Source organism: Microbacterium sp. Cr-K32, assembly GCF_000708345.1.
GTDB classification, from domain to species: domain Bacteria; phylum Actinomycetota; class Actinomycetes; order Actinomycetales; family Microbacteriaceae; genus Microbacterium; species Microbacterium maritypicum_A.
On record NZ_JARD01000015.1, the window covers coordinates 68,685 to 90,934 of the forward strand.

The 22,250-nt window shown below is 69.2% G+C and carries 18 protein-coding genes; 9 read left to right on the forward strand and 9 right to left on the reverse strand.

Annotated elements, in window-relative coordinates; translation table 11 throughout:
- Positions 1-34 precede the first annotated feature (34 nt).
- Positions 35-1,600: a hypothetical protein gene (locus GZ64_RS0107465; RefSeq protein ID WP_021199675.1), complete on the reverse strand. Its 1,566-nt coding sequence runs from the start codon at positions 1,598-1,600 to the stop codon at positions 35-37.
- Entirely contained in the window at positions 1,576-3,468 is a 1,893-nt protein-coding gene (locus tag GZ64_RS20170) for an ABC transporter ATP-binding protein (RefSeq protein ID WP_231479846.1), read from the reverse strand. Before GZ64_RS20170 ends, GZ64_RS0107465 begins: the two co-directional genes overlap by 25 nt.
- A 249-nt stretch (positions 3,469-3,717) precedes the next feature.
- Here GZ64_RS20170 and GZ64_RS0107475 point away from each other — a divergent pair, with 249 nt between their 5' ends.
- The 4 genes from GZ64_RS0107475 (at position 3,718) to GZ64_RS19025 (ending at position 7,341) form a co-directional block, all read left to right on the forward strand.
- Entirely contained in the window at positions 3,718-4,410 is a 693-nt protein-coding gene (locus tag GZ64_RS0107475; RefSeq protein ID WP_017828502.1) for a phosphocholine cytidylyltransferase family protein, read from the forward strand.
- A gap of 79 nt (positions 4,411-4,489) precedes the next feature.
- Complete coding sequence (locus tag GZ64_RS0107480; protein ID WP_029265683.1) at positions 4,490-5,428, forward strand: hypothetical protein; 939 nt, start codon at positions 4,490-4,492, stop codon at positions 5,426-5,428.
- Between the two features lie 81 nt (positions 5,429-5,509).
- Positions 5,510-7,099, forward strand: a complete 1,590-nt coding sequence (locus GZ64_RS0107485; protein ID WP_373695373.1) for an acyl-CoA carboxylase subunit beta — start codon at positions 5,510-5,512, stop codon at positions 7,097-7,099.
- 47 nt (positions 7,100-7,146) lie between these two features.
- Entirely contained in the window at positions 7,147-7,341 is a 195-nt protein-coding gene (locus tag GZ64_RS19025) for an acyl-CoA carboxylase subunit epsilon (RefSeq protein WP_036331215.1), read from the forward strand.
- Between the two features lie 341 nt (positions 7,342-7,682).
- On the opposite strand, the gene GZ64_RS0107495 is transcribed toward GZ64_RS19025, so the two are convergent.
- The 5 genes from GZ64_RS0107495 to GZ64_RS0107515 form a co-directional block, all read right to left on the reverse strand.
- Entirely contained in the window at positions 7,683-8,882 is a 1,200-nt protein-coding gene (locus GZ64_RS0107495) for an ROK family transcriptional regulator (protein ID WP_029260580.1), read from the reverse strand.
- A gap of 352 nt (positions 8,883-9,234) precedes the next feature.
- Positions 9,235-10,227, reverse strand: a complete 993-nt coding sequence (locus GZ64_RS0107500) for a hypothetical protein (protein WP_231479847.1) — start codon at positions 10,225-10,227, stop codon at positions 9,235-9,237.
- A complete protein-coding gene (locus GZ64_RS0107505) occupies positions 10,224-11,459 on the reverse strand; it encodes an ATP-binding protein (RefSeq protein ID WP_021199683.1) in 1,236 nt (411 codons plus the stop codon). The genes GZ64_RS0107500 and GZ64_RS0107505 overlap by 4 nt, the downstream gene beginning before the upstream one ends.
- The gene (locus GZ64_RS0107510; protein ID WP_021199684.1) at positions 11,449-12,108 is read right to left on the reverse strand and encodes a response regulator transcription factor; all 660 of its coding nucleotides are present in this window, start codon (positions 12,106-12,108) and stop codon (positions 11,449-11,451) included. The genes GZ64_RS0107505 and GZ64_RS0107510 overlap by 11 nt, the downstream gene beginning before the upstream one ends.
- A 41-nt stretch (positions 12,109-12,149) precedes the next feature.
- Complete coding sequence (locus GZ64_RS0107515) at positions 12,150-13,394, reverse strand: class I SAM-dependent RNA methyltransferase (protein WP_029265686.1); 1,245 nt, start codon at positions 13,392-13,394, stop codon at positions 12,150-12,152.
- 23 nt (positions 13,395-13,417) lie between these two features.
- On the opposite strand from GZ64_RS0107515, the gene GZ64_RS0107520 reads away from it, so the two are divergent.
- Together GZ64_RS0107520 and GZ64_RS0107525 are read left to right on the forward strand one after the other, a co-directional pair.
- Entirely contained in the window at positions 13,418-14,056 is a 639-nt protein-coding gene (locus tag GZ64_RS0107520; protein ID WP_029260578.1) for a Maf family protein, read from the forward strand.
- A 78-nt stretch (positions 14,057-14,134) separates the two neighbouring features.
- On the forward strand, positions 14,135-15,901 hold the full coding sequence (locus GZ64_RS0107525) for an acetyl/propionyl/methylcrotonyl-CoA carboxylase subunit alpha (RefSeq protein ID WP_029265688.1): 1,767 nt from the start codon (positions 14,135-14,137) through the stop codon (positions 15,899-15,901).
- A gap of 65 nt (positions 15,902-15,966) precedes the next feature.
- Here GZ64_RS0107525 and GZ64_RS0107530 read toward each other — a convergent pair whose 3' ends face one another.
- On the reverse strand, positions 15,967-17,415 hold the full coding sequence (locus GZ64_RS0107530; protein WP_021199688.1) for an NAD(P)H-quinone dehydrogenase: 1,449 nt from the start codon (positions 17,413-17,415) through the stop codon (positions 15,967-15,969).
- A 48-nt stretch (positions 17,416-17,463) separates the two neighbouring features.
- On the opposite strand from GZ64_RS0107530, the gene GZ64_RS0107535 reads away from it, so the two are divergent.
- The 3 genes from GZ64_RS0107535 to GZ64_RS0107545 are packed head-to-tail and all read left to right on the forward strand — an operon-like array spanning position 17,464 to position 20,230.
- Positions 17,464-18,297 (forward strand): purine-nucleoside phosphorylase, encoded by an 834-nt coding sequence (locus GZ64_RS0107535; RefSeq protein ID WP_029265691.1) that lies wholly within the window; start codon positions 17,464-17,466, stop codon positions 18,295-18,297.
- The gene (locus tag GZ64_RS0107540; protein ID WP_029265693.1) at positions 18,294-19,964 is read left to right on the forward strand and encodes a phospho-sugar mutase; all 1,671 of its coding nucleotides are present in this window, start codon (positions 18,294-18,296) and stop codon (positions 19,962-19,964) included. The genes GZ64_RS0107535 and GZ64_RS0107540 overlap by 4 nt, the downstream gene beginning before the upstream one ends.
- A 2-nt stretch (positions 19,965-19,966) precedes the next feature.
- The gene (locus GZ64_RS0107545; RefSeq protein ID WP_029260575.1) at positions 19,967-20,230 is read left to right on the forward strand and encodes an HPr family phosphocarrier protein; all 264 of its coding nucleotides are present in this window, start codon (positions 19,967-19,969) and stop codon (positions 20,228-20,230) included.
- A gap of 11 nt (positions 20,231-20,241) precedes the next feature.
- Here the strand turns inward: GZ64_RS0107545 and GZ64_RS0107550 are convergent, their stop codons facing one another.
- Complete coding sequence (locus GZ64_RS0107550; RefSeq protein WP_029265695.1) at positions 20,242-22,164, reverse strand: BglG family transcription antiterminator; 1,923 nt, start codon at positions 22,162-22,164, stop codon at positions 20,242-20,244.
- Positions 22,165-22,250: the final 86 nt, after the last annotated feature.

The window sequence follows — 22,250 nt, forward strand, 5'->3', positions numbered from 1 at the left end:
AGTCTAGCGGCGTCGAACGCCCAGCGGGCGGTCCTCACGCGGTCTCGACGAACTCCATCAGGCGCTCTCCGCTGCGCTCGAAGATGCGACCGCCGACGACGGCTCCGGCTGCCGCGGTCACGAGACCGACGAGAAGCCCGACCCAGAAGGTCGCCGGAGCGTACGCCGAACCGTCGAGAATCGTCGCTGCGAACAACCAGATGGTCGGCACGCTCAGCACGATGGCGCCGAGCAACGCCGCTGCAGGACCGTACGCCCCGCGAGAGGTCGGTCGCTGCGGCTGCTGGAACGGACTGTCACCAGGCCGCGAGACCGCATACGGAGCCACGACCGAGACGATGCTCGAGACGCCGAGCGCGCAGAACAGCAGACTGGCCGCCAAGCCGCCCAACGGCAGCAGCAGACTCCAGTCCCCGATCAGCGCGAGTGAGAGCGGAACCGCGATGGCGAGAACGGGGATGGCGACGAGCAGCACAGGAACGAGACGCCCGAGACGATCAGGAAGCCCCCGGACGCCACTCGCGACGTGGGTCCACAATGCCGTCGAGTCGTAGGCGACGTCGTTGTGCGGCAGCCACCCGAAGAACAGCGCCATCACCGGCACGGGCACGAGCGCGGCGATCTCCAACGGGACTCCGGCCACGACGAGCGGGAGCATCGAGAGCACGCCGGCCACGGGGACGACGATGATGTTCATGATGTAGCGACGGTCACGAAGCCAATACACGAGGCTTCGCGCCGCGATCGCACCGAAGGCGTTCGACGGCAGCAGCCCGAACCACCCGAGTCCGGTGCGCTCGCGCAAGGCGACCGGACGCTCGGTCGTGGTCAGCAGACGCCGGACGAGCCACGTCCACACCATCCAGAGGAGAGCGACGGTGAGCACCACGATGACACCGCTGATCCACGCGGAAGCGGTCGCACCGGCCGCGGAATCGAAGAGGAAGGCGGGGGCAGCAGCGAACGGGCTGTAGCCGAACACGCTCGACAGGGTCGCCAGAGACGGGGGCACGAGACCGTCCCAACGAAGCGATCCGAAGAAGACCGCGACAGGGAAGGCGACCACGATCAGCGCGAGTGCGAACAGCGCCGTGAGCTCGCGGGAGCGGCGCTCGGGAAGGAGCAGTGCGTTGAGGGCCATACCGATCCGCGAGACCAGCATCGTGGTCAGGACACCGGCGATCGTCACCAGCACAGCCAGAGGCCAGGGCGTGCCTGCTCCGATCGCGACGATGCAGACACTGATGTAGACGGCGAGAAGCGCCATGCTCGGCACGCTGACGAAGGCGGCCAGTGCGAGCACCCAGGGCATCTGGCGATCATCGACGCCGAAGACCGCGAAGCGTCTCGGGTCGAGCTGATCGACGGCCCCGACGAGGATCGGGCCGACGAGGAATCCGATGAGAAGGGCCGCGCCACCGAGCACCGTGACCGCGCGGGCCACCGGTACAGAGGCTGCGGCAAGGCTGAACACGGCGACGCACACCGCGGCGGTGACCGCGACCACCGCGACGAACGAGACGATCGATCGAACCCGACGGTCGCCGCGCAGGGAACCGAGAAGAAGCGCGAGTCTCAGTCGGAGAACGTGTGCAGCCACTCGAGCCCCTCCACCTCTCCGCTGGTGCCGGCGAGTTCCACGAAGCGCGCTTCGAGCGTCTGACCCGCGCGCACCTCGTCGATCGTCCCCTCGGCGAGCACTTCTCCGCCGACGATGATCGCGACGCGCGAACACACGCGTTCGACGAGATCCATGCCGTGGCTGGAGAGGATCACCGTGCCGCCGTGCGACACATAGGCGCGGAGGATGTCCAGGATGACCGCCGACGAGACGGGGTCCACCGACTCGAACGGCTCATCGAGGACCAGCACGCGCGGCGAATGGATCATGGCCCCTGCGAGCATGATCTTCTTCGTCATGCCGGCCGAGTAGTCCGAGACCACGCGGCCGAGGGCATCGCCCAGATCGAAGGCACGAGCGAGGTCGGCCGCGCGCTTCTCGATCACATCCGCGGCGAGGCCGCGCAGCAACCCGTAGTAGTAGAGCAGTTGCCGACCGGTGAGGCGGTCGAACGTGCGCAACCGATCGGGGAGCACACCCATCAGCCTCTTCGCCGCGAGCGGCTTCTTGGCCTGGTCGACACCGCAGATGACGACGCTGCCCGCGTCGGCGCGGAGAAGCCCGGCGACGATCGAGAGCGTCGTGGTCTTGCCGGCACCGTTGGGCCCGACGATTCCGTAGAACGACCCCGCGGGCACGGTCAGGTCGATGCCGTCGACTGCGCGGTTGTCGCCGAACTGCTTCATGAGCCCGCGGATGCTGATCGCCTCGCCGGCGGAGAGGACCTCATCGGGCTTAACGGCGTCGGAAGCTGCGTCGTCGGAGTCCCCGACCGCCTGGATGGCCTCGCTCGACTCCACCTCGGACGGATCGCCGACGGGCGTCTCCGTCTCGAGAAGTTCCGCACTGACAGATTCCTCGACAGGCTCCGCAGCGAGAGGCGGCACCGAGGCGGGCGCGGGCGCAGGCTCTGCGGCGGGCACGGGCTCCGCGACAGACCCGGTCGGCGCCGCAGCGGAGGCGGCCGGAGGAACGGTCTCGACGACCGATGCGGTCTCGATCACGGGAGAGGCTGCGAGAGGAGCAGCCGTGACGGGCGGAACTTCGGGTGCGGTCACCGCCGTCTCCGCGGCCGCCTTCGCCTCCTCTGCGGCCTTCTTCGCCGCCGCCTTCTTCGCGGCCGCCATCTTGGCCGCCGTGGCCTTCGCGGCTGTGGTCTTCGCGGCAGCCGAGCGCGCCGTGGTCTTCGCCGCAGCCGCCTTGGATGCAGCGGCCTTCGCCGCCGTCGTCTTGGCTGCCGTCGTCTTGGCTGCCGTCGTCTTGGCCGCGGCCGTCTTCGCAGCCGTCGTCTTCGCAGCCGCTGTCTTCGCAGCCGCTGTCTTCGCCGCCGTCGTCTTCGCCGCCGTCGTCTTCGCCGCCGTCGTCCTCGCAGCCGTCGTCTTGGCCGCGGTGGTCTTCGCAGCCGTGGCCTTCGCGTCGGCATTGCGCGCCGCGGCGGTGCTCCGGGCGGAGCTCGCGGTCGACGAGAGGTTCGCCGTCGAGCCGTTGACGGCCTTGACGAGCGGCTCGACCACGACATCCGCACTGGGAGCCGCTTTCTCGGCAGCAGCCTGCGTCCCGGACGTCGCTGCCGACGACTTCCCAGCCGACGACTTCGACACCGCGGCACTGCCGGCCTTCGAACCCGCGGAGGTGCTCGCGCTCGCAGGCTTCTTCACCGCGGGTTTCTTCGCGGCGGGCGTCTTCGCGGCGGGCTTCTTCACCGCGGGCGGTCGCGCCGACTTCTCGGCGGCGGATGCCGCGTCCGGACTCTGCTTCTTCGCCGGCGCGCGCTTCGCCGACGTCTTCTCTTGCGCGGTCTCGGTTTGGTCCACCTGGGCGGTGCGGTCGTCAGGGGAGGCAGTCACCGTCCTACGGTATCAACGGGTGCCTGTACGCCAAGGCCGCCGCGCAATAAACTGCCCTCGGATCGCGCATTTCCGCCGCGATCGCACGGGAGACGGAACCCTGTGCATCCGGTGTGTAGTCGGTCACGAAATGACAACAGGGGCCTCCCGGCCCTGAGCTTCCCAGGCGGAATCGATACCATGAACGCGGCACGACGAAGTGTCTGGTCGGTTAATCGACCGTGAACACAACTTCCTTTAGGAGCACTCGTGACTCTTCAGACCGTCATCCTCGCCGCCGGAATGGGCTCGCGCCTCGGCCGCGCGCTGCCGAAGCCGCTCACCGAACTGAGCGACGGCCGCACGATCATGGGCCAGCAGCACGACAACATCCGCGCCGCATTCGGTTCGGACGCCCGCATCACCACCGTCGTCGGCTACCGCGCCGAGACCATCATCGACGCGTTCCCGCAGGTCAACTACGTCCACAACGAGCGTTATGACGAGACCAACACCTCGAAGAGCCTCCTGCGCGCCCTGGGCGCGACCGGTCGCGGCGGAGTTCTCTGGATGAACGGCGATGTCGTCTTCGACCCGATGATCCTCGGCCGCGCACTCGAGTACATCGAGCGCGACCAGTCGTTCGTCACGGTGAACACCTCCAAGGTCAGCGACGAAGAGGTGAAGTACACGGTCACGGCCGAGGGCTTCATCAACGAGCTGTCCAAGACCGTCAAGGGCGGACTCGGCGAGGCCGTGGGAATCAACTACATCTCCTCCGCGCACAAGAAGGCGTTCATGCGTCAGCTGCAGCGCGTCGAGGACCAGGATTACTTCGAGCGCGGCCTCGAGCTCGCGATCGCCGAGGACGGCCTGCTGCTCGAGCCGATGGACGTGTCCGACCTGTACGCGGTCGAGGTCGATTTCGCGGAAGACCTGGAGCGTGCGAACCTCTTCGTCTGATCGCTCGACTCGAAAGCCCGGCCTCTCGGAGGGGCCGGGCTTTCGGCGTTTTCGCGGGCTGGCTCCATAGGATCGCACCATGGCTCCCAAGGTGCACAAGATCCATTCGCTCCCGGACGACGCTCCCTGGGACAAGGGCGTGCCCCCTGCCGGATCGGCGGAGCACCCAATGATGGTGCGGGGCCTCGACCGCGTGCTGTCGATCCAGCGCCCGCTCGTCCTGGCGCACATCCGGAGCATCCGCCTGCGCAATCCGCACGCATCGCCTGCGGAGATCATCCGCATCCTGGAGCGTCGCTACCTCGCAGCCGTGACGACGGGCGGAGCGGCGGTCGGCGCGACGGCGGTCGTCCCCGGGATCGGCACCGGCATCACGCTTGCGCTCTCCGGCGTGGAGACGGTCGGCTTCGTGGAGTCCACCGCTCTGTTCGCGCAGTCGGTCGCCGAGGTGCACGGGATCGCGGTCGCGAACCCGGATCGCGCCAGAGCGCTGGTGATGACGCTGATGCTCGGCAAAGAGGGCGTCGACCTCGTCGGACAGCTCGCCGGTCAGGTGGCCGGGCGTGGAGGAAGCAGATCGTCGTACTGGGGCGAGCTCGTCACGAAGTCGCTCCCCCGCGCCGCGGTCGGCCCCCTCGTCGATCAGCTCAAGAGCATGTTCGTGAAGCAGTTCGCGGCGAAGGGCGGCGCTTCGGTCATCGGCAAGGCACTCCCGTTCGGCATCGGCGCTGCGATCGGAGGCGCGGGGAACAACATCCTCGGCCGTCGCGTGCTGACGACGTCCCACAAGGCCTTCGGTGCCGCCCCGATGGACCTTCCCCTCGAGTTGGAACCCGTGCCCGGCACCGAGAAGCTGGAGCTGCGGATGCTGCGAGGTGCCCGCTACGCGGGCAACGCGGTCGCGGGAGCGGCCGGCACGACCGTCCGCGGGGTGGAGTGGGCGGGACGCAAGGCGCGCTCGATCGGCCGCCGCCCCAAGACCGACCCGGAACTCGAGTCCGGTGAACCCGAGGGCTGAGCGCACTTCGCCAAAGGATCGGCCGCCCCGTTGTGGCGAGCATCCAACAGCCGGAGGCGAGCCGACGATAGGGTGGAATCCGTGACGGACAAGCCCGACCTCTTTACCACCGCCGGCAAGATCGCGGATCTGCGCGCTCGCTATACAGAAGCCGTCGTCGACGCGGAAGCGAAGGCGAAGGAGAAGCAGCACGCGAAGGGCAAGATGACCGCCCGCGAGCGCATCGAGCTGCTCGTCGACCCCGGGAGCTTCGTCGAGTTCGACGAGTATGTGCGCCACCGCACCACGGCCTTCGGCATGGATCGTTCGCGACCGTACGGCGACTCGGTCGTCACCGGCGTGGGCACGATCAACGGCCGCACGGTCGCAGTGTACTCGCAGGATTTCTCCACCTTCGGCGGTTCGCTCGGCGAAGTCGCCGGCGAGAAGATCATCAAGATCATGGAGTTCGCCCTCGCCGGCGGGATGCCCTGCATCGGGATCCTCGACTCGGGGGGCGCGCGCATCCAGGAGGGCGTCGTCGCCCTCGGCAAGTACGGTGAGATCTTCCGCCTGAACACCCGCGCGTCCGGTGTGATCCCGCAGATCTCCATCATCATGGGGCCGGCTGCGGGCGGCGCGGTGTACTCCCCCGCCCTCACCGACTTCGTGATCATGGTCGACAAGACCAGCCAGATGTTCGTGACCGGCCCCGACGTGATCAAGACGGTCACCGGCGAGGACGTCGGAATGGAAGAGCTCGGCGGCGCCTACACGCACAACACCCGATCGGGCGTCGCGCACTACCTCGCCGAAGACGAGGACGACGCGATCGACTACGCCCGCACGCTCCTCAGCTTCCTGCCGGACAACAACATGGCGGAGCTTCCCACATACGAGAGCACCTTCGAGTTCGAGACGACCGACGCCGACCGCGCGCTCAACACGCTCGTCCCCGACTCGACCAACCAGCCGTACGACATCCACACCGTCATCGAGCACGTGGTCGACGAAGGCGACTTCCTCGAGGTCCAGCCGCTCTTCGCGCCCAACATCGTGATCGGCTTCGGACGCATCGAGGGCCGGTCGGTCGGCATCATCGCCAACCAGCCTTCGCAGATGGCCGGCACGCTGAACATCGAAGCCGGCGAGAAGGCGAGCCGCTTCGTACGCTTCTGCGACGCCTTCTCGATCCCGATCGTCACGCTCGTCGATGTCCCCGGCTACCTCCCCGGCACCGATCAGGAGTGGACCGGCGTCATCCGCCGCGGCGCGAAGCTGCTCTACGCCTACGCCGAGGCGACCGTGCCGCTGGTCACCGTCATCCTGCGCAAGGCTTACGGCGGCGCCTACATCGTGATGGGCTCGAAGCAGCTCGGTGCCGACGTGAACCTCGCATGGCCGACGGCCGAGATCGCGGTGATGGGCGGCCAGGGCGCGGTCAACATCCTGTATCGGGGCGAGATCAAGAAGGCGGAGGAGGCCGGCGAGGACGTCGCGGCCGTCCGCACCCGACTCGCGAACGAGTACACGTACAACGTGGCCTCCCCGTTCCTCGCGGCAGAGCGGGGCGAGCTCGACGGGATCATCGAGCCGGCCAACACCCGCGTCTCGATCGCGAAGGCGCTGCGCGCACTGCGTGGCAAGCGTGCCGAGCTGCCCCCGAAGAAGCACGGGAACATCCCGCTGTGACCGGGCATGACACGCAGGACCACGGCGCTTCGGGTTCGGAGACGCCGATGCTCGACATCATGCGCGGGACGGCTACGGAAGAAGAACTCGCCGCCCTCATCGCCGTGATCAGCGAGGCCTACGCGACGGAGGCGGCGGACGCCGTCGCCGAGGAGCCGTCTGTCTCGGCGTGGACGCGGACACAGCGTCCGCTCCGCCGTCCGCTGCGGCGTGACATCCCGTGGGGACGTTTCGCGGGCTGACAGCCACTGCGGAGCATGCGCCGGCTCCGGTGGCGCAGGAGTGCGTCTGCGTGATCCGCGAACCCTCCGCTTCACGAATCACGCAGACGATCGTCGCAGGACCCCCAGAGCCCCGCTCGGCGACGTTCCCCGTTGCCGCCTCACCCTTCCCGTGCAGGGTCGGGCGTCCACCCCGGCGCAGACCGGAGTCGCCTTCTCGACGTGCGACGGTGCCGAGCGCACGGGGAGACGGTGGACTCCACTCGTCTGGTCGTGGGGGAACGCCAAATACTACATCGAATCGACTTATAGTCGCAAAACCCGCAGCCTCGACCGCTGCCGGACGGCGTTTGGTCCGGAGATCAGCTCTCGAGCAGCAGGTCGGAGGCGCGAGGGCTGAGGACGGAATCGAGCACGACGCACGCGGCCCCCACGGCACCGACGTCGTCCCCGACGACGGTGCCATCGACGGGGAGAGTGCGCACCGCGCGGGTCGCACTCGCGTGATCGAGCCTGCCGGGAACCTCTCGGAGGTACACATCGGCGAGCCGTGACCAGAAAGGGCCTCCGAACACGACCCGATCCACATCGAGCATGTTCGTCAGAGCCGCCGTCAGCACCGCGATGTGTGCCGCTGCCTGTCGCAGAACCTCGACCGCCGCGGCATTCCCGTCCGCTGCGTACTCGCACAGTCGGCTGAATCTCGCATCGACTGCCGCAGCATCGGACGCCTGGTGGGCGTCGTCGAACACTCCCGCGCGCTCAGCCCGTTCGACGATCGCCTGCGGGGTGCAGACGACCTCCACGCACCCTCGGGACCCGCACCAGCATGAGGGCCCGTCGGGGTCGACGATGATGTGCCCGACCTCGCCGATGTTGCGTGTGCTCCCGCGGACCGCCTCGCCGTCTCTCGCCAGGGCGGCGCCGATGCCGATCCCCAGGTAGACGAACACGAAGGAGTCGTCGGCCGACTCGCGTCGTGTCCACAGCTCTCCGACCGCGGCCGACGTCGTGTCCTTCTCCAGCACCACCGGCATCCCCGTCATCTCCGCCAGCACCGCGCGCAGCGGCACACGATGCCACCCGGCGAGCTTCGGCGGGTCGATGACCGTGCCCTTCTCGGCGTCGAGCGGACCGGGAGCCGCGACTCCCACCCCTGCGATCCGCGACCGATCCACACCGGACTCCGCGATCAGGGCATCGATCGTCTCCGCCATGGCCTCCACGATCCGGAGCGGATCATCGGCCGGCGTGCGCACACTCCGGCGTCTGACGATGGCGCCGGACAGGTCGAGCAGCACGAACGTCATCAGGGCGGGATCGAGGTGCACGCCGACCGCGAAGCGGCTGTCGGCGACGAGCCGCAGGGTCACGCGCGGCTTGCCCGGTCCATTGATCGTGCGGCCGGCCTCTCGGATGAAGCCGTCATCGAGCAGTCGCCGAGTGATGTTGGTGACGGTCTGCGCCGACAGCCGGGTCGCGGTCGACAGCTCGATCCTGCTCAACCCCTCGCCTGATTGGCGGATCGCCTCCAGGATCACGGACTGGTTGAAGTCGCCCATACGCGGAAGATTGGTGCCACGACGCGTTGCCATCGTCCAATGATCCCCCATCGACGGAAAATCGTGTCCCCCGAAATGCCGAATCTTGTCCCCCAAAATACCTACAGACAATGTTTGCGGAACCCCTCAGACTGAAGAGGACGCTTCGCGTTCGGCTGGTCTCTCTGTCCCAGGGTAGACAGACGCTGATCGGCCACCAGCGGATGGTTTTCGGGTAACTGTCCGCACGGAGAGGGGCAGGCGGATTCGCCGCCCCTCTCCCACTCTCACATCCTCGACTCCGGTCACCTCCCCAGGCCGGGGCCGAGGACGGAGCCGAGGTCGCTCACCGGTCCTGCCGATAGTTCTTGCGTCAGCGCGGAATCTCGTGCCAGAGGTCGACCGCGTCGTCATCACCCGAGGATCGGGTGCCCGCGCGGCCCACCACCGTCACGGCGACACGCGGGTCCCGCCCCGAGCGGATGATGAGCCGAGATGTCTGTGCATGACTCAGCACGACCGCCAGTTCGTCCCTGATCGCCTTGCGACGGGACTCGTCTATGCCGTCGAACCCGCCCTCATCGAAGACGGTCACGACCACTCCACGCCGTCGGGCAGCTTCGATCGCGTTGCGTACCGCGTCGTTGAGGAGGTCGGCGCCGCGCAGTTCGTCGCGCAGCCTGCCCTCGGCGAGCCGCGCGTCCAGACGTTCCTGATCGTTCAACACACCTCGCGCCGCGACCACTCTGCTGAGCACCGGACCGGCGACAGCCAGAGCGAACTGCGTGCGCAGACGCCTCTCGCGCTGACGCACCCGCTGCGTGGCATGCCACGCGGACACCGCCTGCTGGATCTCGGCGAGGCGCTCGGTGTCGCGCACCGCACGATCCCAGAACATCACGAGGAGTCGAGCGACGGCCACCCACATGATCGAGCCGACCAGCCCCAGGTTGAGGGCCACGACGAACCCCAGAGCCACCGACGCGGCCAGGACGAGCACCGCCAACACGAGCCAGCCGATCAGAGACCGCCGACGCACCACACACACGACCGCGAGCAGTCCGAGCGCCCCGATGTACCAGGTCGCGAACGGGGCGGTACGATCCGCCGGCTCGAGCGAGAAGGTCACGAGCACGGGAATCGCCATGCTCGCGAGCAGCGCGAGGACCGCCGACCACGTCGGCATCCGCACCGAGGAGCCGTCGCCGAGGATGGCGATGTTCACGACCACGAGATACAGGCCGATGGCGAGGACCATGAGCAGCGGAGCGGTCGGCTGCTCGATCCACCAGATCCCCCGTGCGACGAAGTACAGGGCGAAGCCGACGGCGAGAGAGGTGGCGACGCTGCGCACGGTGCGGTTCACGCGCGCTCCCATCCCAGGGTCACGGTCGTGCCGTGCGCGTCGGAGACGATGTCGGCCGTGCCGGCGACGCCCGCCATACGTGCGAAGATCGACGCCCGGATCCCGAGACGGTCGGCACCGATCGACGCCACGTCGAAGCCGCCGCCGGTGTCCGAAACCGTCACGCCGATCCCCTCGTCGCCGTGCCCCTCGACGATGATGTGGAGTCCACGACCGTTGGCGTGGGACACGGCGTTGCCGATCGCCTGCCGCGCGGCGAGCACGAGTGCGCGAGCGGCCCGCCCGGGTATGAGGCCGATGCCGCCGCGCTCCTCGACGATCGCATCAGCGCCGAGCTCGGACAGGGCTCTACGCAGCTCCACGACGATCTGCGCCGTGCCGACCGGCTCGTCACTGCCCTCCTGCGCGACGGCCGCTTCGGTATTGGCGAGGCGAGTGAGTGCCTCCCGGGCCATGGCGACGGCGAGCTCTTCGGCACGCTCCCCCTCAGCCCGCTCCGCGGCGATCAGCGCGGCGAGGACGCTGTCATGCATCAGTGCGGACATCGTCGCCCGCTCCTCCTCCGCGGCGGCCGCCGCAGCCGCTGTCGAGTACGACGCCACCGCCTGTCCCCTGGCCTCGTCCACGCCGGCGGCGACGGAACGGAACATCCAGCCCAGGGAGATGATGACGACCCCGAGGATGAGGGTGAACGACACGTCGAACGCCGTCGTCACCCAGAACTCGCGCGAGAACTCCCCCTGGACGAGCCGCACGTAGCCGTAGACGAACGGCATCCCCGCCGCCCAGGCGAACTGGAGCGGCAACGGGAACGCGAGCATCGCCGCGACCACGCCGACATTGACCAGGAAGAAGATCCAGGGCTGCTCGCCGGCGCCCTTGTCCGACGGGTCGACGATCGTCGGCCAGGCGGCGAGCGCGAGGACGTAGACCACGGCGAAGATACCGGAGAAGGTGCGCACCCCCCGGCCCACCAGACAAGCGACCAGCATCGCAGCCAACGGCACGAACACCACGATCAGGGTGACGACGTGCGCAGGATCCGCGTGCGAGAGCGACGCCATCGCAGAGATCAGCGCCTGCGCGCCGAGAACCGCCGAGCCGATCGCGACGACGATCGCGAGGATCCGCTCCATGCGTGTGCCGGTGAAGCGCTCGTACGCCGTCTCCGTGCTCCCCGGAGAGGGGATCTTGCTCCACGCGTCGCGGATGCTGAGCGGCTCAGCGGCCACCGGGTGCCTCGTCAGCCGTGACGATCCCGTCTTCCATCGCCCGGCGCAGCAGGTCGACCTTCGTCGGCGCCGGGCGCCCGACCTCGACGTACTTCACGCGGATGCGGGTGATGTTCTCCTTGGCCGTGGAGTAGGCGACACCCAGCTTCTCGGCGACGGCCTTCAACGGCAGCCCCGTCGCATACAGACGGAGCACCTCGCGTTCGCGCGTGGCGAGCTGCGCATCGGCGAACGCCCGGTCTCCCTCGACCGCGCTCGCCCATTCGACGTTGTTGAGAGCCTCGCCCTGCGCCACCGTGCGGATCGCGTCGAGCACGTCGTCGAGGGCGGAGGACTTGCTCACCACGCCGGCGGCCCCGGCGGCGAGCGCCTCGCGCACGGCTGCCGGCCGATCGGCGACGCTGTGGATCACGACGCTCGCGCCGTCGTTGACCAGTGAGGTCACGTTCTCGGTCACGGTCGTGCCGTCGCCGAGGGTGAGGTCGAGGACGACCACCTCGGCAGGTGCGGCCGCGGTGGCTTTGCGCCATTCGAGGTAGGAGACCACCGTGCTCCCGGAGAAGACCACGGTCTGCGAATCACGCGCGCACGCGGCCTCGAGGCCGAGGCGAACGGACTCGTGATCGTCGATGAGTGCGACCGTGCTCATCCCCTCAGCCTACTGAGTCCCCCCGAGAAGCCGCGGATCGCTCATCGTGTGAGCAGCGCGACGACTTCGAAGTGGTGCGAGTGCGGGAACAGATCGAAGCCCCGAAGTCGGTCGACGTTCCAACCGAGGGTGCGGAAGGTGCCGAGATCCCGGGCGAGTGCCACGGGGTCGCACGCGACGTACGCGATGGCCTCCGGCGCGAGCGCGTGCAGCGCTTCGACGACCTGCCGACCGGCACCGGCGCGGGGCGGGTCGAGCACGACGGCGCCGGTGCGCCCGCTCTTCTGCGTCGCCAGGAAGCGATCGACGCGCGCCGTCACGGCGTTCACGTCGAGCGGCGCGAGATTCACGGCGGCGTGCGCAGTGGCGCGTGCACTGGACTCGACCGTCACGATGTCGGTCCCGCCGAGATCGGCGAGCGTCGCGGCGAACAGGCCGACCCCTCCATACAGGTCGTAGTGCGTCTTCTGGTCGTCGACATGTCCGTCGAGGATTCCGTAGACCGCGGCGTCGAGCACGGAGGCCGCACGCGGGTGCACCTGCCAGAAGCCCGTGGCGTCGACCTCGAATCGACGGTCGTTGACCATCTCGTGGATCACCTCGGGAGTGGGACGCTTGCGGAACCCACGCTGCACGCGGGGGGCGCGCTCGGTCTCCTCACGTCGGATGACGCGCACCGTGCCGTCGGCGGGCTCGACGAGTTCGATGCGGCCGGGGGCCTCGCCCCGCAGCGCGAGCGCCGCTTCGGCGATCGCGGGCCGGGCCAGCGGATGCGAGGTCACGGGGACGACGCGGTGGCTGCGCGCGGCGAACGGACCGGCGACTCCCGTGTCGTCGACGTGCAGGGTGACGCGTGTGCGCCATCCGAGACCGTCGCCCGACTCCACCGACTCGATCTCGGGGGCGACCAGACCGCTGCCTGCGAAACGCTCCAGCGCCTCGGTCAGCACACGCTGCTTGAGCTCACGCTGGTGGTCGATGTCGATGTGGCCGAGGTCGGCGCCACCGGGGCGGTCGGCCGGGTCCCGCGACACGTCGGCTTCCGCCCACACGTGCGGGCGGCGGTGCTCCGACGCCTCCAGCACCTCGATGGTCTCGGCCCGCCAGAAGCTGCGGGTCGAGGCGTCCGCCCCCTCTTGCGGGGCGATCAGTCGGGCACGGACCCGCTCTCCGGGGATCGCGTCGGAGACGAAGACCACGCGTCCCTCGTGGCGGGCGATGAACGTGCCCCCGTGCGCGATGCCGGTGATGTCGAGTTCGAGCACGTCGGCTGGGGAGGAAGTCATTCTTCGAGGATACGGTGGTGGACATGCGCGTCTGCCTCGCCTCCACCTCGCCCGCCCGCCTCATGCTGCTCCGGCAGGCGGGAATCGAACCGCTCACGCTGTCGCCCGACGTCGATGAGGATGCGGTCGCCGCCGCCGAGGAGGAGAAGAGGGGCGCCCCCCTCGCGCCCGAGGAACTGGTGCTTCTGCTCGCCCGCGCGAAGGCGGCCGCCGTCGCACGGAGCCTCGCTGCGGACGGGACCTTCGACGGCCTGGTGATCGGCGGGGATTCGATGTTCGCGCTCGGCGGGCGGGTCTACGGCAAGCCGTACACCGCCGAGGAGGCGACCAGGCGCTGGCAGGAGATGCGCGGCGAGACCGGCATCCTGCATTCCGGGCACTCGGTGTTCCGGGTCTCCCCCGACGCCGAACCCAAAGAGGCCACCGCGGTCGCCGCGGCCGCCGTGACGTTCGCCGACGACGTGAGCGACGCCGAGATCGCCGCGTACGTCGCCTCCGGAGAGCCGCTCCTCGTGGCGGGAGCCTTCACCGTCGACAGCCTGGGCGGGGCATTCATCACCCGTGTGGACGGCGATCCTTCGACGGTCGTCGGCATGTCCCTGTCGACCGTCCGCCGTCTCGCCACCGAGCTCGGTGTCCGTTGGACCGACCTCTGGTCGTAGACTCCCCTCCACGTTTTCCCGACTTTCTTGTGGGGAGTCGTCAAAGGGATCGGGGTCGTTCTCGCTAGGCTGGCAAGCATGCCTGCTATCGCCAAGGTGCTCATCGCCAACCGCGGCGAGATCGCCGTCCGCATCATCCGCGCCGCCCGCGACTCCGGGATCGCCTCGGTCGCCGTCTACGCCGACCAGGACCGGGATGCCCTGCACACCCGCCTCGCCGACGAGGCCTACGCTCTCGGCGGCTCGACCAGCGCGGAGACCTACCTCCAGATCGAGAAGATCCTCTCCATCGCCCGCCGCGCCGGTGCCGACGCCGTGCACCCCGGCTACGGGTTCCTCGCCGAGAACGCCGAGTTCGCACGCGCCATCATCGAGGCGGGGATGACCTGGATCGGCCCGTCTCCGGAGGCCATCGAGGCTCTCGGCGACAAGGTGACCGCGCGTCACGTCGCTGAGAAGGTCGGCGCGCCTCTCGCTCCCGGCACCCCCGGCCCCGTCGAAGGCGCCGATGAGGTCATCGCCTTCGCGAAGGAGTTCGGCCTCCCGATCGCCATCAAGGCCGCGTACGGCGGCGGCGGACGCGGCCTCAAGGTCGCCCGCGAGCTCGACGAGGTCGCAGAGCTCTTCGAATCCGCCACCCGCGAGGCCGTCGCCGCCTTCGGACGCGGCGAGTGCTTCGTCGAGAAGTACCTCGACAAGCCGCGTCACGTCGAGACCCAGTGTCTGGCCGATGCCGCAGGAAACGTCGTCGTCATCTCGACGCGCGACTGCTCGCTGCAGCGCCGCCACCAGAAGCTCGTCGAAGAGGCACCGGCCCCGTTCCTCACGGAGGAGCAGAACGAGCTGCTCTACTCGGCATCGAAGGCCATCCTGAAGGAGGTCGGATACGTCGGTGCCGGCACCTGCGAGTTCCTCATCGGCGCCGACGGCACGGTCTCATTCCTCGAGGTGAACACGCGCCTGCAGGTCGAGCACCCCGTCTCCGAAGAGGTCACCGGTATCGATCTGGTGCGCGAGCAGTTCCGCATCGCGGCCGGCGGCACCATCGACTACGACGACCCGAAGCCCCAGGGGCACTCGATCGAGTTCCGCATCAACGGCGAGGACCCCGGTCGCGGATTCCTGCCCCAGCCCGGCCCGATCCACGTCTTCAAGACCTTCGGAGGCCCCGGCATCCGTCTCGACTCCGGCGTCACCGCCGGCGACTCGGTGTCCGGCGCCTTCGACTCCCTGCTCGCGAAGATCATCGTGACGGGCAAGGACAGGGCGGAAGCGCTGGAGCGCTCGCGCCGCGCACTCGATGAGTTCGAGGTCGCCGGTCTCCCCACCGTCATCCCGTTCCACCGCAAGGTCGTGCGCGATCCCGCGTTCACGGCGGAGGACAGCGAGTTCGGGATCTTCACCCGCTGGATCGAGACCGAGTTCGTCAACGACATCCCCGCGTGGGACGGGGAGCTCGAAGCACCGGCCTCCGCCGAAGCACGTCACACCGTGGTCGTCGAGGTCTCCGGCAAGCGCCTCGAGGTGAGCCTCCCCGACCGCGTGGCCGTCGCCGCCGGTACCGCCGGACGCCCGGCAGCGGTTCCGCCGTCGCGCCGCAGCCACGCCACCACCGCCAACGCCGGGGCCTCCGGCGACGCGGTGAAGTCGCCCATGCAGGCGACCGTCGTCAAGATCGCCGTCGCCGACGGACAGCAGGTCGTCAAGGGCGACCTGGTGGTCGTGCTCGAAGCCATGAAGATGGAGCAGCCGCTGCAGGCGCACAAGGACGGCGTGGTCGGCAACATCAACGCGGATGCCGGCGCCACGGTCTCCGCAGGACACCAGCTGCTCACGATCAGCTGACACCCGGCATCAGCGGAAAGGGCGCCCCACCGAGGTGGGGCGCCCTTTCCGCATCTCTCCCGGGATCAGGAGATGTTCACGAGATGCATCGCCCTGCTCGCATCGGTGATGCTGCTGGAGAGCGAGGGGTATGCCGCGAAGACCCGCGAGACCTGGTCGACCGTGAGACGGCGTTCGACGGCGACCGCGATCGGGTAGATCAGCTCCGATGCCTTCGGCGCCACGATCACGCCGCCGATCACGGTGCCCGATCCCTTGCGGGCGATGAGCTTGACGAAGCCGTCCTTGATGCCCATCATCTTCGCGCGCGGGTTCGCCGCGAGCGGGAGCTTGTAGACCAGGCCGTCGGCCACACCGTCCTCGACGTCCTTCTCGCCGTAGCCGACCGTGGCGATCTCGGGCGCGGTGAAGATGTTCGAGGTGATCTTGATCTGTTCGAGCGGGATGACGATGTCGCCGAGGGCGTGGAAGACGGCCGTGCGCCCCTGCATCGAGGCGACCGAGGCCAGCGGGAAGAAGTTCGTGCAGTCGCCGACCGCGTACACGTTGGGGACGGAGGTGCGCGCGACCCGGTTCACCCGCACGTGTCCCGACTCATCGAGCTCGACACCCGCCTCCTCCAGACCGATGCCCGCGGTGTTCGGGATGGAACCGACCGCCATCAGGCAGTGGCTGCCATCGACCGTGCGCCCGTCCGACAGGGTGACCGTGACCCCGTCATCCGTGACCTCGACGCGGTCGGCACGGGACTTGGAGAGCACCTGCATGCCCCCGCGCTTGAAGACCTTCTCCAGAACGCTCGCCGCATCCTTGTCCTCGCCAGGGAGCACCTGCTCGCGGCTGGAGATCAAGGTCACCTTGGCACCGAGGTTCATATAGGCGGAGGCGAACTCCGCACCGGTGACACCGGAACCGACCACGATGAGATGCTCGGGGAGCGCCTTCATGTCGTACAGCTGCGTCCACGTCAGGATGCGCTTGCCGTCGGGCTTGGCCGAGTCCAGCTCGCGCGGAGAGGCACCGACCGCCACGATGATCGTGTCGGCCTCGACCCGGTCGAAGTCGGTCCCGCCCTGGCCCGTCGACACGATGATCGCGGTGGGCCCCTCGAGGCGACCGTGACCGGAGAGGATGCGTACGCCGGCTTCGAGGAGCGTCGCACGCATGTCCTCGGACTGCTGACCCGCCAGCGCGAGGAGCCGCTTGTTCACGGCGGCGAGGTTGATCGCGATCTCGGGCTTGAGGGGTCGCGAGTGGTCGCCCTTGGCGTAGAAGTTGACCCCGAGGTCGCTCGCCTCGGAGATGGCGACGGCCGCATCGGCGGTGGCGATCAGGCTCTTCGAGGGCACGACGTCGGTGAGGACGGCGGATCCGCCGACTCCCACGCGCTCGACCAGGGTGACCTCGGCCCCCAACTGGGCTGCCGCGAGGGCCGCCTCGTAGCCGCCGGGACCGCCGCCGAGGACGGCGACGCGCTGAGTGCGCTCGAAAGTGGTGGAAGACATGGAATCCATTCTCGCGCAATCCTGGCACCCGAGCCTGCACCTTCCTAGAGTGGATCCATGCCCGAAACGCACAGCAACCCCCTCGACGACCCGACCGCGAACCCGTTCGAGGTCGCCGCACAGGCCGCCGCCGACATCGCCCGTCTGACCGGCGTCGAGAAGCACGACATCGCCCTCACCCTCGGCAGCGGCTGGGGCAAGGCCGCGGACATCATCGGCGAGACCGTGGCGACGATCCCCGCGACCGAGGTCACCGGCTTCTCCAAGCCCGCGCTCGAAGGACACGTCGGTACCCTGCGCAGCATCCGCACCCCCGACGGCAAGAACGTCCTCGTCATCGGCGCGCGCACCCACTACTACGAAGCCCACGGTGTGCGCCGTGTCGTGCACAGCGTGCGCACCGCCGCCGCGACGGGCGCCAAGATCATGGTGCTCACGAACGGCGCCGGCGGCATCCGCGAGACGTGGACGCCCGGTCAGCCCGTGCTCATCAGCGACCACATCAACCTCACCGCCGACTCTCCGCTCGAGGGCGCCACGTTCGTCGACCTCACCGACCTCTACTCGAAGCGTCTGCGCGAGATCGCCCGGACGATCGACCCGATGCTCGACGAGGGCGTCTACACGCAGTTCCGCGGCCCCCACTACGAGACCCCGGCGGAGGTGCAGATGGCGAAGCACATCGGTGGCCACATCGTGGGCATGTCGACCGCGCTCGAGGCGATCGCCGCCCGCGAGGCCGGCATGGAGATCCTCGGGTTCTCGCTCATCACCAACCTCGCCGCCGGCATCCAGCAGACACCGCTCAGCCATGCCGAGGTGATCGAGGCCGGGCGCGAGGCCGAACCGGTGATCTCCGGGCTTCTGGCCAGGGTGGTCGAGGCCCTGTGAGCGACGAGCGGCTCGCCCAGGCCCGCGCCTGGTTGCGACAGGACCCGGATCCGCAGACGCGCGACGAGCTGGCCGGCGTGATCACACGTGCCGCCGCCGGCGACCGAGAGGCCGTCGCCGACCTCGACGACCGCTTCCGCACTCGCCTCGCCTTCGGAACCGCGGGTCTCCGCGGCGAACTCGGCGCCGGCAGCAACCGGATGAACCGGGTTCTCGTCGGCCAGGCCGCAGCCGGCTTCGCCGCCTACCTGCGCGAGAAGTCGCACGGCGCGACCCCGACGGTCGTGATCGGCTACGACGGGCGCCGGAACTCCCGCGTGTTCGCGACGGACTCCGCCGAGCTGTTCGCCGGAGCCGGTCTGCGGGCGATCCTGCTTCCCCGCCTGCTCCCGACGCCCGTCCTCGCCTTCGCCGTGCGCCACTTCGGCGCCGATGCCGGCGTGATGGTGACGGCGAGCCACAACCCGCCGAACGACAACGGTTACAAGGTGTACCTCGGTGGCGCCGACCAGGGATCCCAGATCGTCGCCCCGGCGGACGCCGAGATCGCCGCGCACATCCAGCGCATCGCCGACGCGGGCTCCTTCACCGCGTTGCCGCGCTCCACCGAGTATGAGACGGCCGGCGAAGAGGTCGTCGAAGCCTACATCGCGGCAACCGTGGCCGTGGCGCCAGCACCCGCCGGGACGACCGGGATGCGGTGGGTGTACACCGCGATGCACGGGGTCGGCTGGGAGACGCTGTCCCGCATCGTCAAGGAAGCGGGATACCCGCAGCCGTTCGTCGTCGACGAGCAGCTCACCCCCGACGCCACGTTCCGCACCGTGTCGTTCCCGAATCCGGAAGAACCGGGGGCGATGGATCTCGCGTTCGCGCGCGCCCGACGAGTGAAGGCCGACTTCATCCTGGCGAACGACCCCGATGCGGATCGACTGGCCGTCGCGGTCCCCGACGACTCCGCCCCCGACGGCTGGCGTCGTCTCACCGGCAACGAGGTCGGTCTCCTGCTCGGCGCGAGAGCCGCACGCGCGGCGGCCGGCACACCGGGCGCCTCGCTCGCGTGCTCTCTCGTCTCTTCCCCCGGCCTCGGCGCCGTCGCCGCGCATCACGGGTTGGACTTCCACGAGACCCTCACCGGCTTCAAATGGATCTCCCGGGCACCGGGTATCGTCTTCGGCTTCGAAGAGGCTCTCGGCTACCTCGTGAATCCGGAGACCGTGCGCGACAAGGACGGGGTGTCGGCGGCCGTCGCCATCCTCGGCCTCGCCGCCGAGGCCCGCGATCGCGGAGCCACGCTCGTCGATCTGCTCGACGAGCTGGGTGAGACGTACGGGCATTTCGCGAGCGGTCAGGTGTCGGTGCGGGTCGAGGACCTCGCCGTCATCGGCTCCGTGATGCTCGCGCTGCGCACACTCCCGCCGACGCACATCGGCGGCCGATCGATCGCCTCGGCCGAGGACCTGCTGCAGGCCGCACCGGGTCAGCCCTCCGGAGACGTGCTGCGGTACCGTCTCGGCGACGGCTCCCGTGTGATCGTGCGCCCCAGCGGGACCGAGCCCAAGCTGAAGGTCTACATCGATGCGAGGGCGGAGTCGGCCGAGAGCGCACGTGACGCCGTCGCGGAGCTCGAAGCGGGCGTCCGCGCCCTCCTCGACGAACGCTCCTGAGCATGCCGGTCCGACGCCTCATCGTCAGCGCGCACAACGGGGTTCACGCGCGTCCGGTGGCCGAGCTCGTGCGACTCGCGCAGTCGCACGAGGCTCCGGTCACCCTGCGCACGGCCGACGGCACGACCGTCGATCTGACGAGCGTGCTGGCGGTCATGGACCTGGGGATCGCCTCCGGGGACTCCGTGGTGATCGAGACGGCGCCCTCCGCGACGGCGGAGGCCGTTCTCGACCAGCTCGCGGAGGTACTCGCTCCCCGCGGGTGACCGCTGCGCCGTCAGCCGTCGATCACAGCGACGAGCTCATCGAGGAACGCCTCGAACGTCGTTCCCTTCCGGACGATCCGCTGCACGCTCTCGCGTTCGCTGAACACTTCGACGAGCTGTTCGAACACGGTCTGGAACGCCGCACGATCGCTCTCGCTGAACGCGGCGAGCGCGACGACCTGCACGCGTCCGCCGCCCCAGGCCGCTGAGCCGTCCGCGACGCCGATGGCGATCGCGGTGCGGGTGGCGGTCATCTGGAGTGCGTGGGGGACGGCGAGTGCATCGGTGAACGCCGTCGACGACATCCGCTCGCGCACGATGGTGTTCTCGACGTAGTCCTCGCCGATCAGGCCGGCCTGCACCAGGAGACCGCCGAGACGACGGATGATCGCCTCCTCCCCCTCATCGGGAAGCGGGAACACGTACGCGTCGGCGAGGAAGTAGCGGGCGAGTTCGCCACGGAGGCGCGTGAGACGTCGCCCCCGGCGCACCCGGGCGGCCGCCTGCTGGATCCGGTCGACGTCGGCGTCGGTCAGGAACGGCTGGATGCGCACGAATCGGTCGCCGGACGACCCCGGTTCGATCGTGCTGAGCACGAGGTCGGTGTCGAAGGACGCCCAGTCGGGATCGACGTTGGTCACGACGGTCGTGACCTCGATCGCCGACCCCAGGGAGCGGTCGACGCTGGAGCGGAGCAGCTCATGCAACTCGTGATAGCCCGGGCAGACGATGGTGGCGGTGAGGATCGACTCGGCCTTGCGGCTGCGTTCGAGACGCCCACCCACGTGCATGGCGATGTAGGCGATCTCGTCGTCGTGGATGGGTGTGCCGACCCGGTCGTGCAGGCCGCTGGCGATCGAGACGGCCACCTCGAAGATCATCGGGTACGTCGTCTTCAGCGACCGGGTGAGCGGATTGCGGGTGAGGGCGCTCTCTTCGGCGCGGCGCAGCAGATTCTGCACGTGCAGGGCGAGACGCAGCACGAAGGTCTCGTCGACGAGGTCGACCTGGAAGTCCTCCGCCGCTCGGGCGATCTCCGCGCGTACCGCGGCCTCGACTTTCGGATCCACGCCGCTGCGTGCGACCTCACGCGTCGCGTCCTCGCCCGGCGCGACGATGCGGGTGAGCACGAGGGATGCGAGATGACCGCTGTCCCCCTCGCCGAGGACCACGGAGAAATGCTCGAAGGCGAGGCGGGCGATGACGGTCCCGACGCGCGGGATCTCCTCTCGGGTGCCCGCCGGGGTCGATTCGAGGGTGTGTCCAGCGGCGACCCGCTCGGCGGCGATCGCGATGTGCAGCAGCACATCGGAGATCGCGAGTTCGTTCACGTAGTAGCCGAGTTCGCCGAGTTCGCGCACGAGCGCGGACTTGAACGGCCCGACCGCGCTGGCGGCCACCGCCGATCCGGAGAGCGCCCGACGGAACGTCTCCGGATGGAACGAGGCGTCGTCCATCTCGTCGTGGGCGAGTCTGCTGAGCAGGCGGCGCTGCGCCGTCTCGTTGCCGCGCAGTCGCACGGTCTCGCGCTCGCGCTCGAGCACCAGATCCGTGCCGTCGAGCAGACCCCGCACGCGCACCAGGTCCGCTTCGAGCGTCGCTTCACTGACGTGCAGATCCTCGGCGGTGTCGAACACGTCGATGCCTCCGTGCTCGTCGAGCAGGAGCCGCACAAGCGTGTGCAGACGGTCGCGGGGTGCGGAATCCCCCGTCTGGCGCATCCGCAGCGCGCCACGGGCGCCGGATCCGGCACGGTAGCCCGCAGGACCCGACTCGATCACCGCGGCCCCGGGCGTGCGGGCGTTCAGCGCCGCGACATAGGAGCGGATGCTGCGCGGGGTGACGCCCATCAGGTCGGCGAGGCTCGCCGCCGTCGCCCACCCCTCCTGGCGCAGCAACGCCGCGAGGAGCTGGTCCTGGCGCTGGCGCGACATGATCCTCCCCTTCCGCGTGCTGACCGCACTGTCTCGACGTGTTCTCCATGATGTCAGGTGCCCGGCGCCCTCGGGCGGAAGGGCCT

Excerpts from the sequence above, each read along its gene's own strand:
- GZ64_RS0107530 (WP_021199688.1), bottom strand. The coding sequence starts at position 17,415 with ATGGATTCCATGTCTTCCACCACTTTCGAGCGCACTCAGCGCGTCGCC.
- GZ64_RS0107550 (WP_029265695.1), bottom strand. The coding sequence starts at position 22,164 with ATGTCGCGCCAGCGCCAGGACCAGCTCCTCGCGGCGTTGCTGCGCCAG.
- GZ64_RS0107510 (WP_021199684.1), bottom strand. The coding sequence starts at position 12,108 with ATGAGCACGGTCGCACTCATCGACGATCACGAGTCCGTTCGCCTCGGC.
- GZ64_RS0107495 (WP_029260580.1), bottom strand. The coding sequence starts at position 8,882 with ATGGGCGACTTCAACCAGTCCGTGATCCTGGAGGCGATCCGCCAATCA.
- GZ64_RS0107520 (WP_029260578.1), top strand. The coding sequence starts at position 13,418 with ATGCGCGTCTGCCTCGCCTCCACCTCGCCCGCCCGCCTCATGCTGCTC.
- GZ64_RS0107525 (WP_029265688.1), top strand. The coding sequence starts at position 14,135 with ATGCCTGCTATCGCCAAGGTGCTCATCGCCAACCGCGGCGAGATCGCC.
- GZ64_RS19025 (WP_036331215.1), top strand. The coding sequence starts at position 7,147 with ATGCTCGACATCATGCGCGGGACGGCTACGGAAGAAGAACTCGCCGCC.
- GZ64_RS0107515 (WP_029265686.1), bottom strand. The coding sequence starts at position 13,394 with ATGACTTCCTCCCCAGCCGACGTGCTCGAACTCGACATCACCGGCATC.
- GZ64_RS0107535 (WP_029265691.1), top strand. The coding sequence starts at position 17,464 with ATGCCCGAAACGCACAGCAACCCCCTCGACGACCCGACCGCGAACCCG.
- GZ64_RS0107480 (WP_029265683.1), top strand. The coding sequence starts at position 4,490 with ATGGCTCCCAAGGTGCACAAGATCCATTCGCTCCCGGACGACGCTCCC.
- GZ64_RS0107545 (WP_029260575.1), top strand. The coding sequence starts at position 19,967 with ATGCCGGTCCGACGCCTCATCGTCAGCGCGCACAACGGGGTTCACGCG.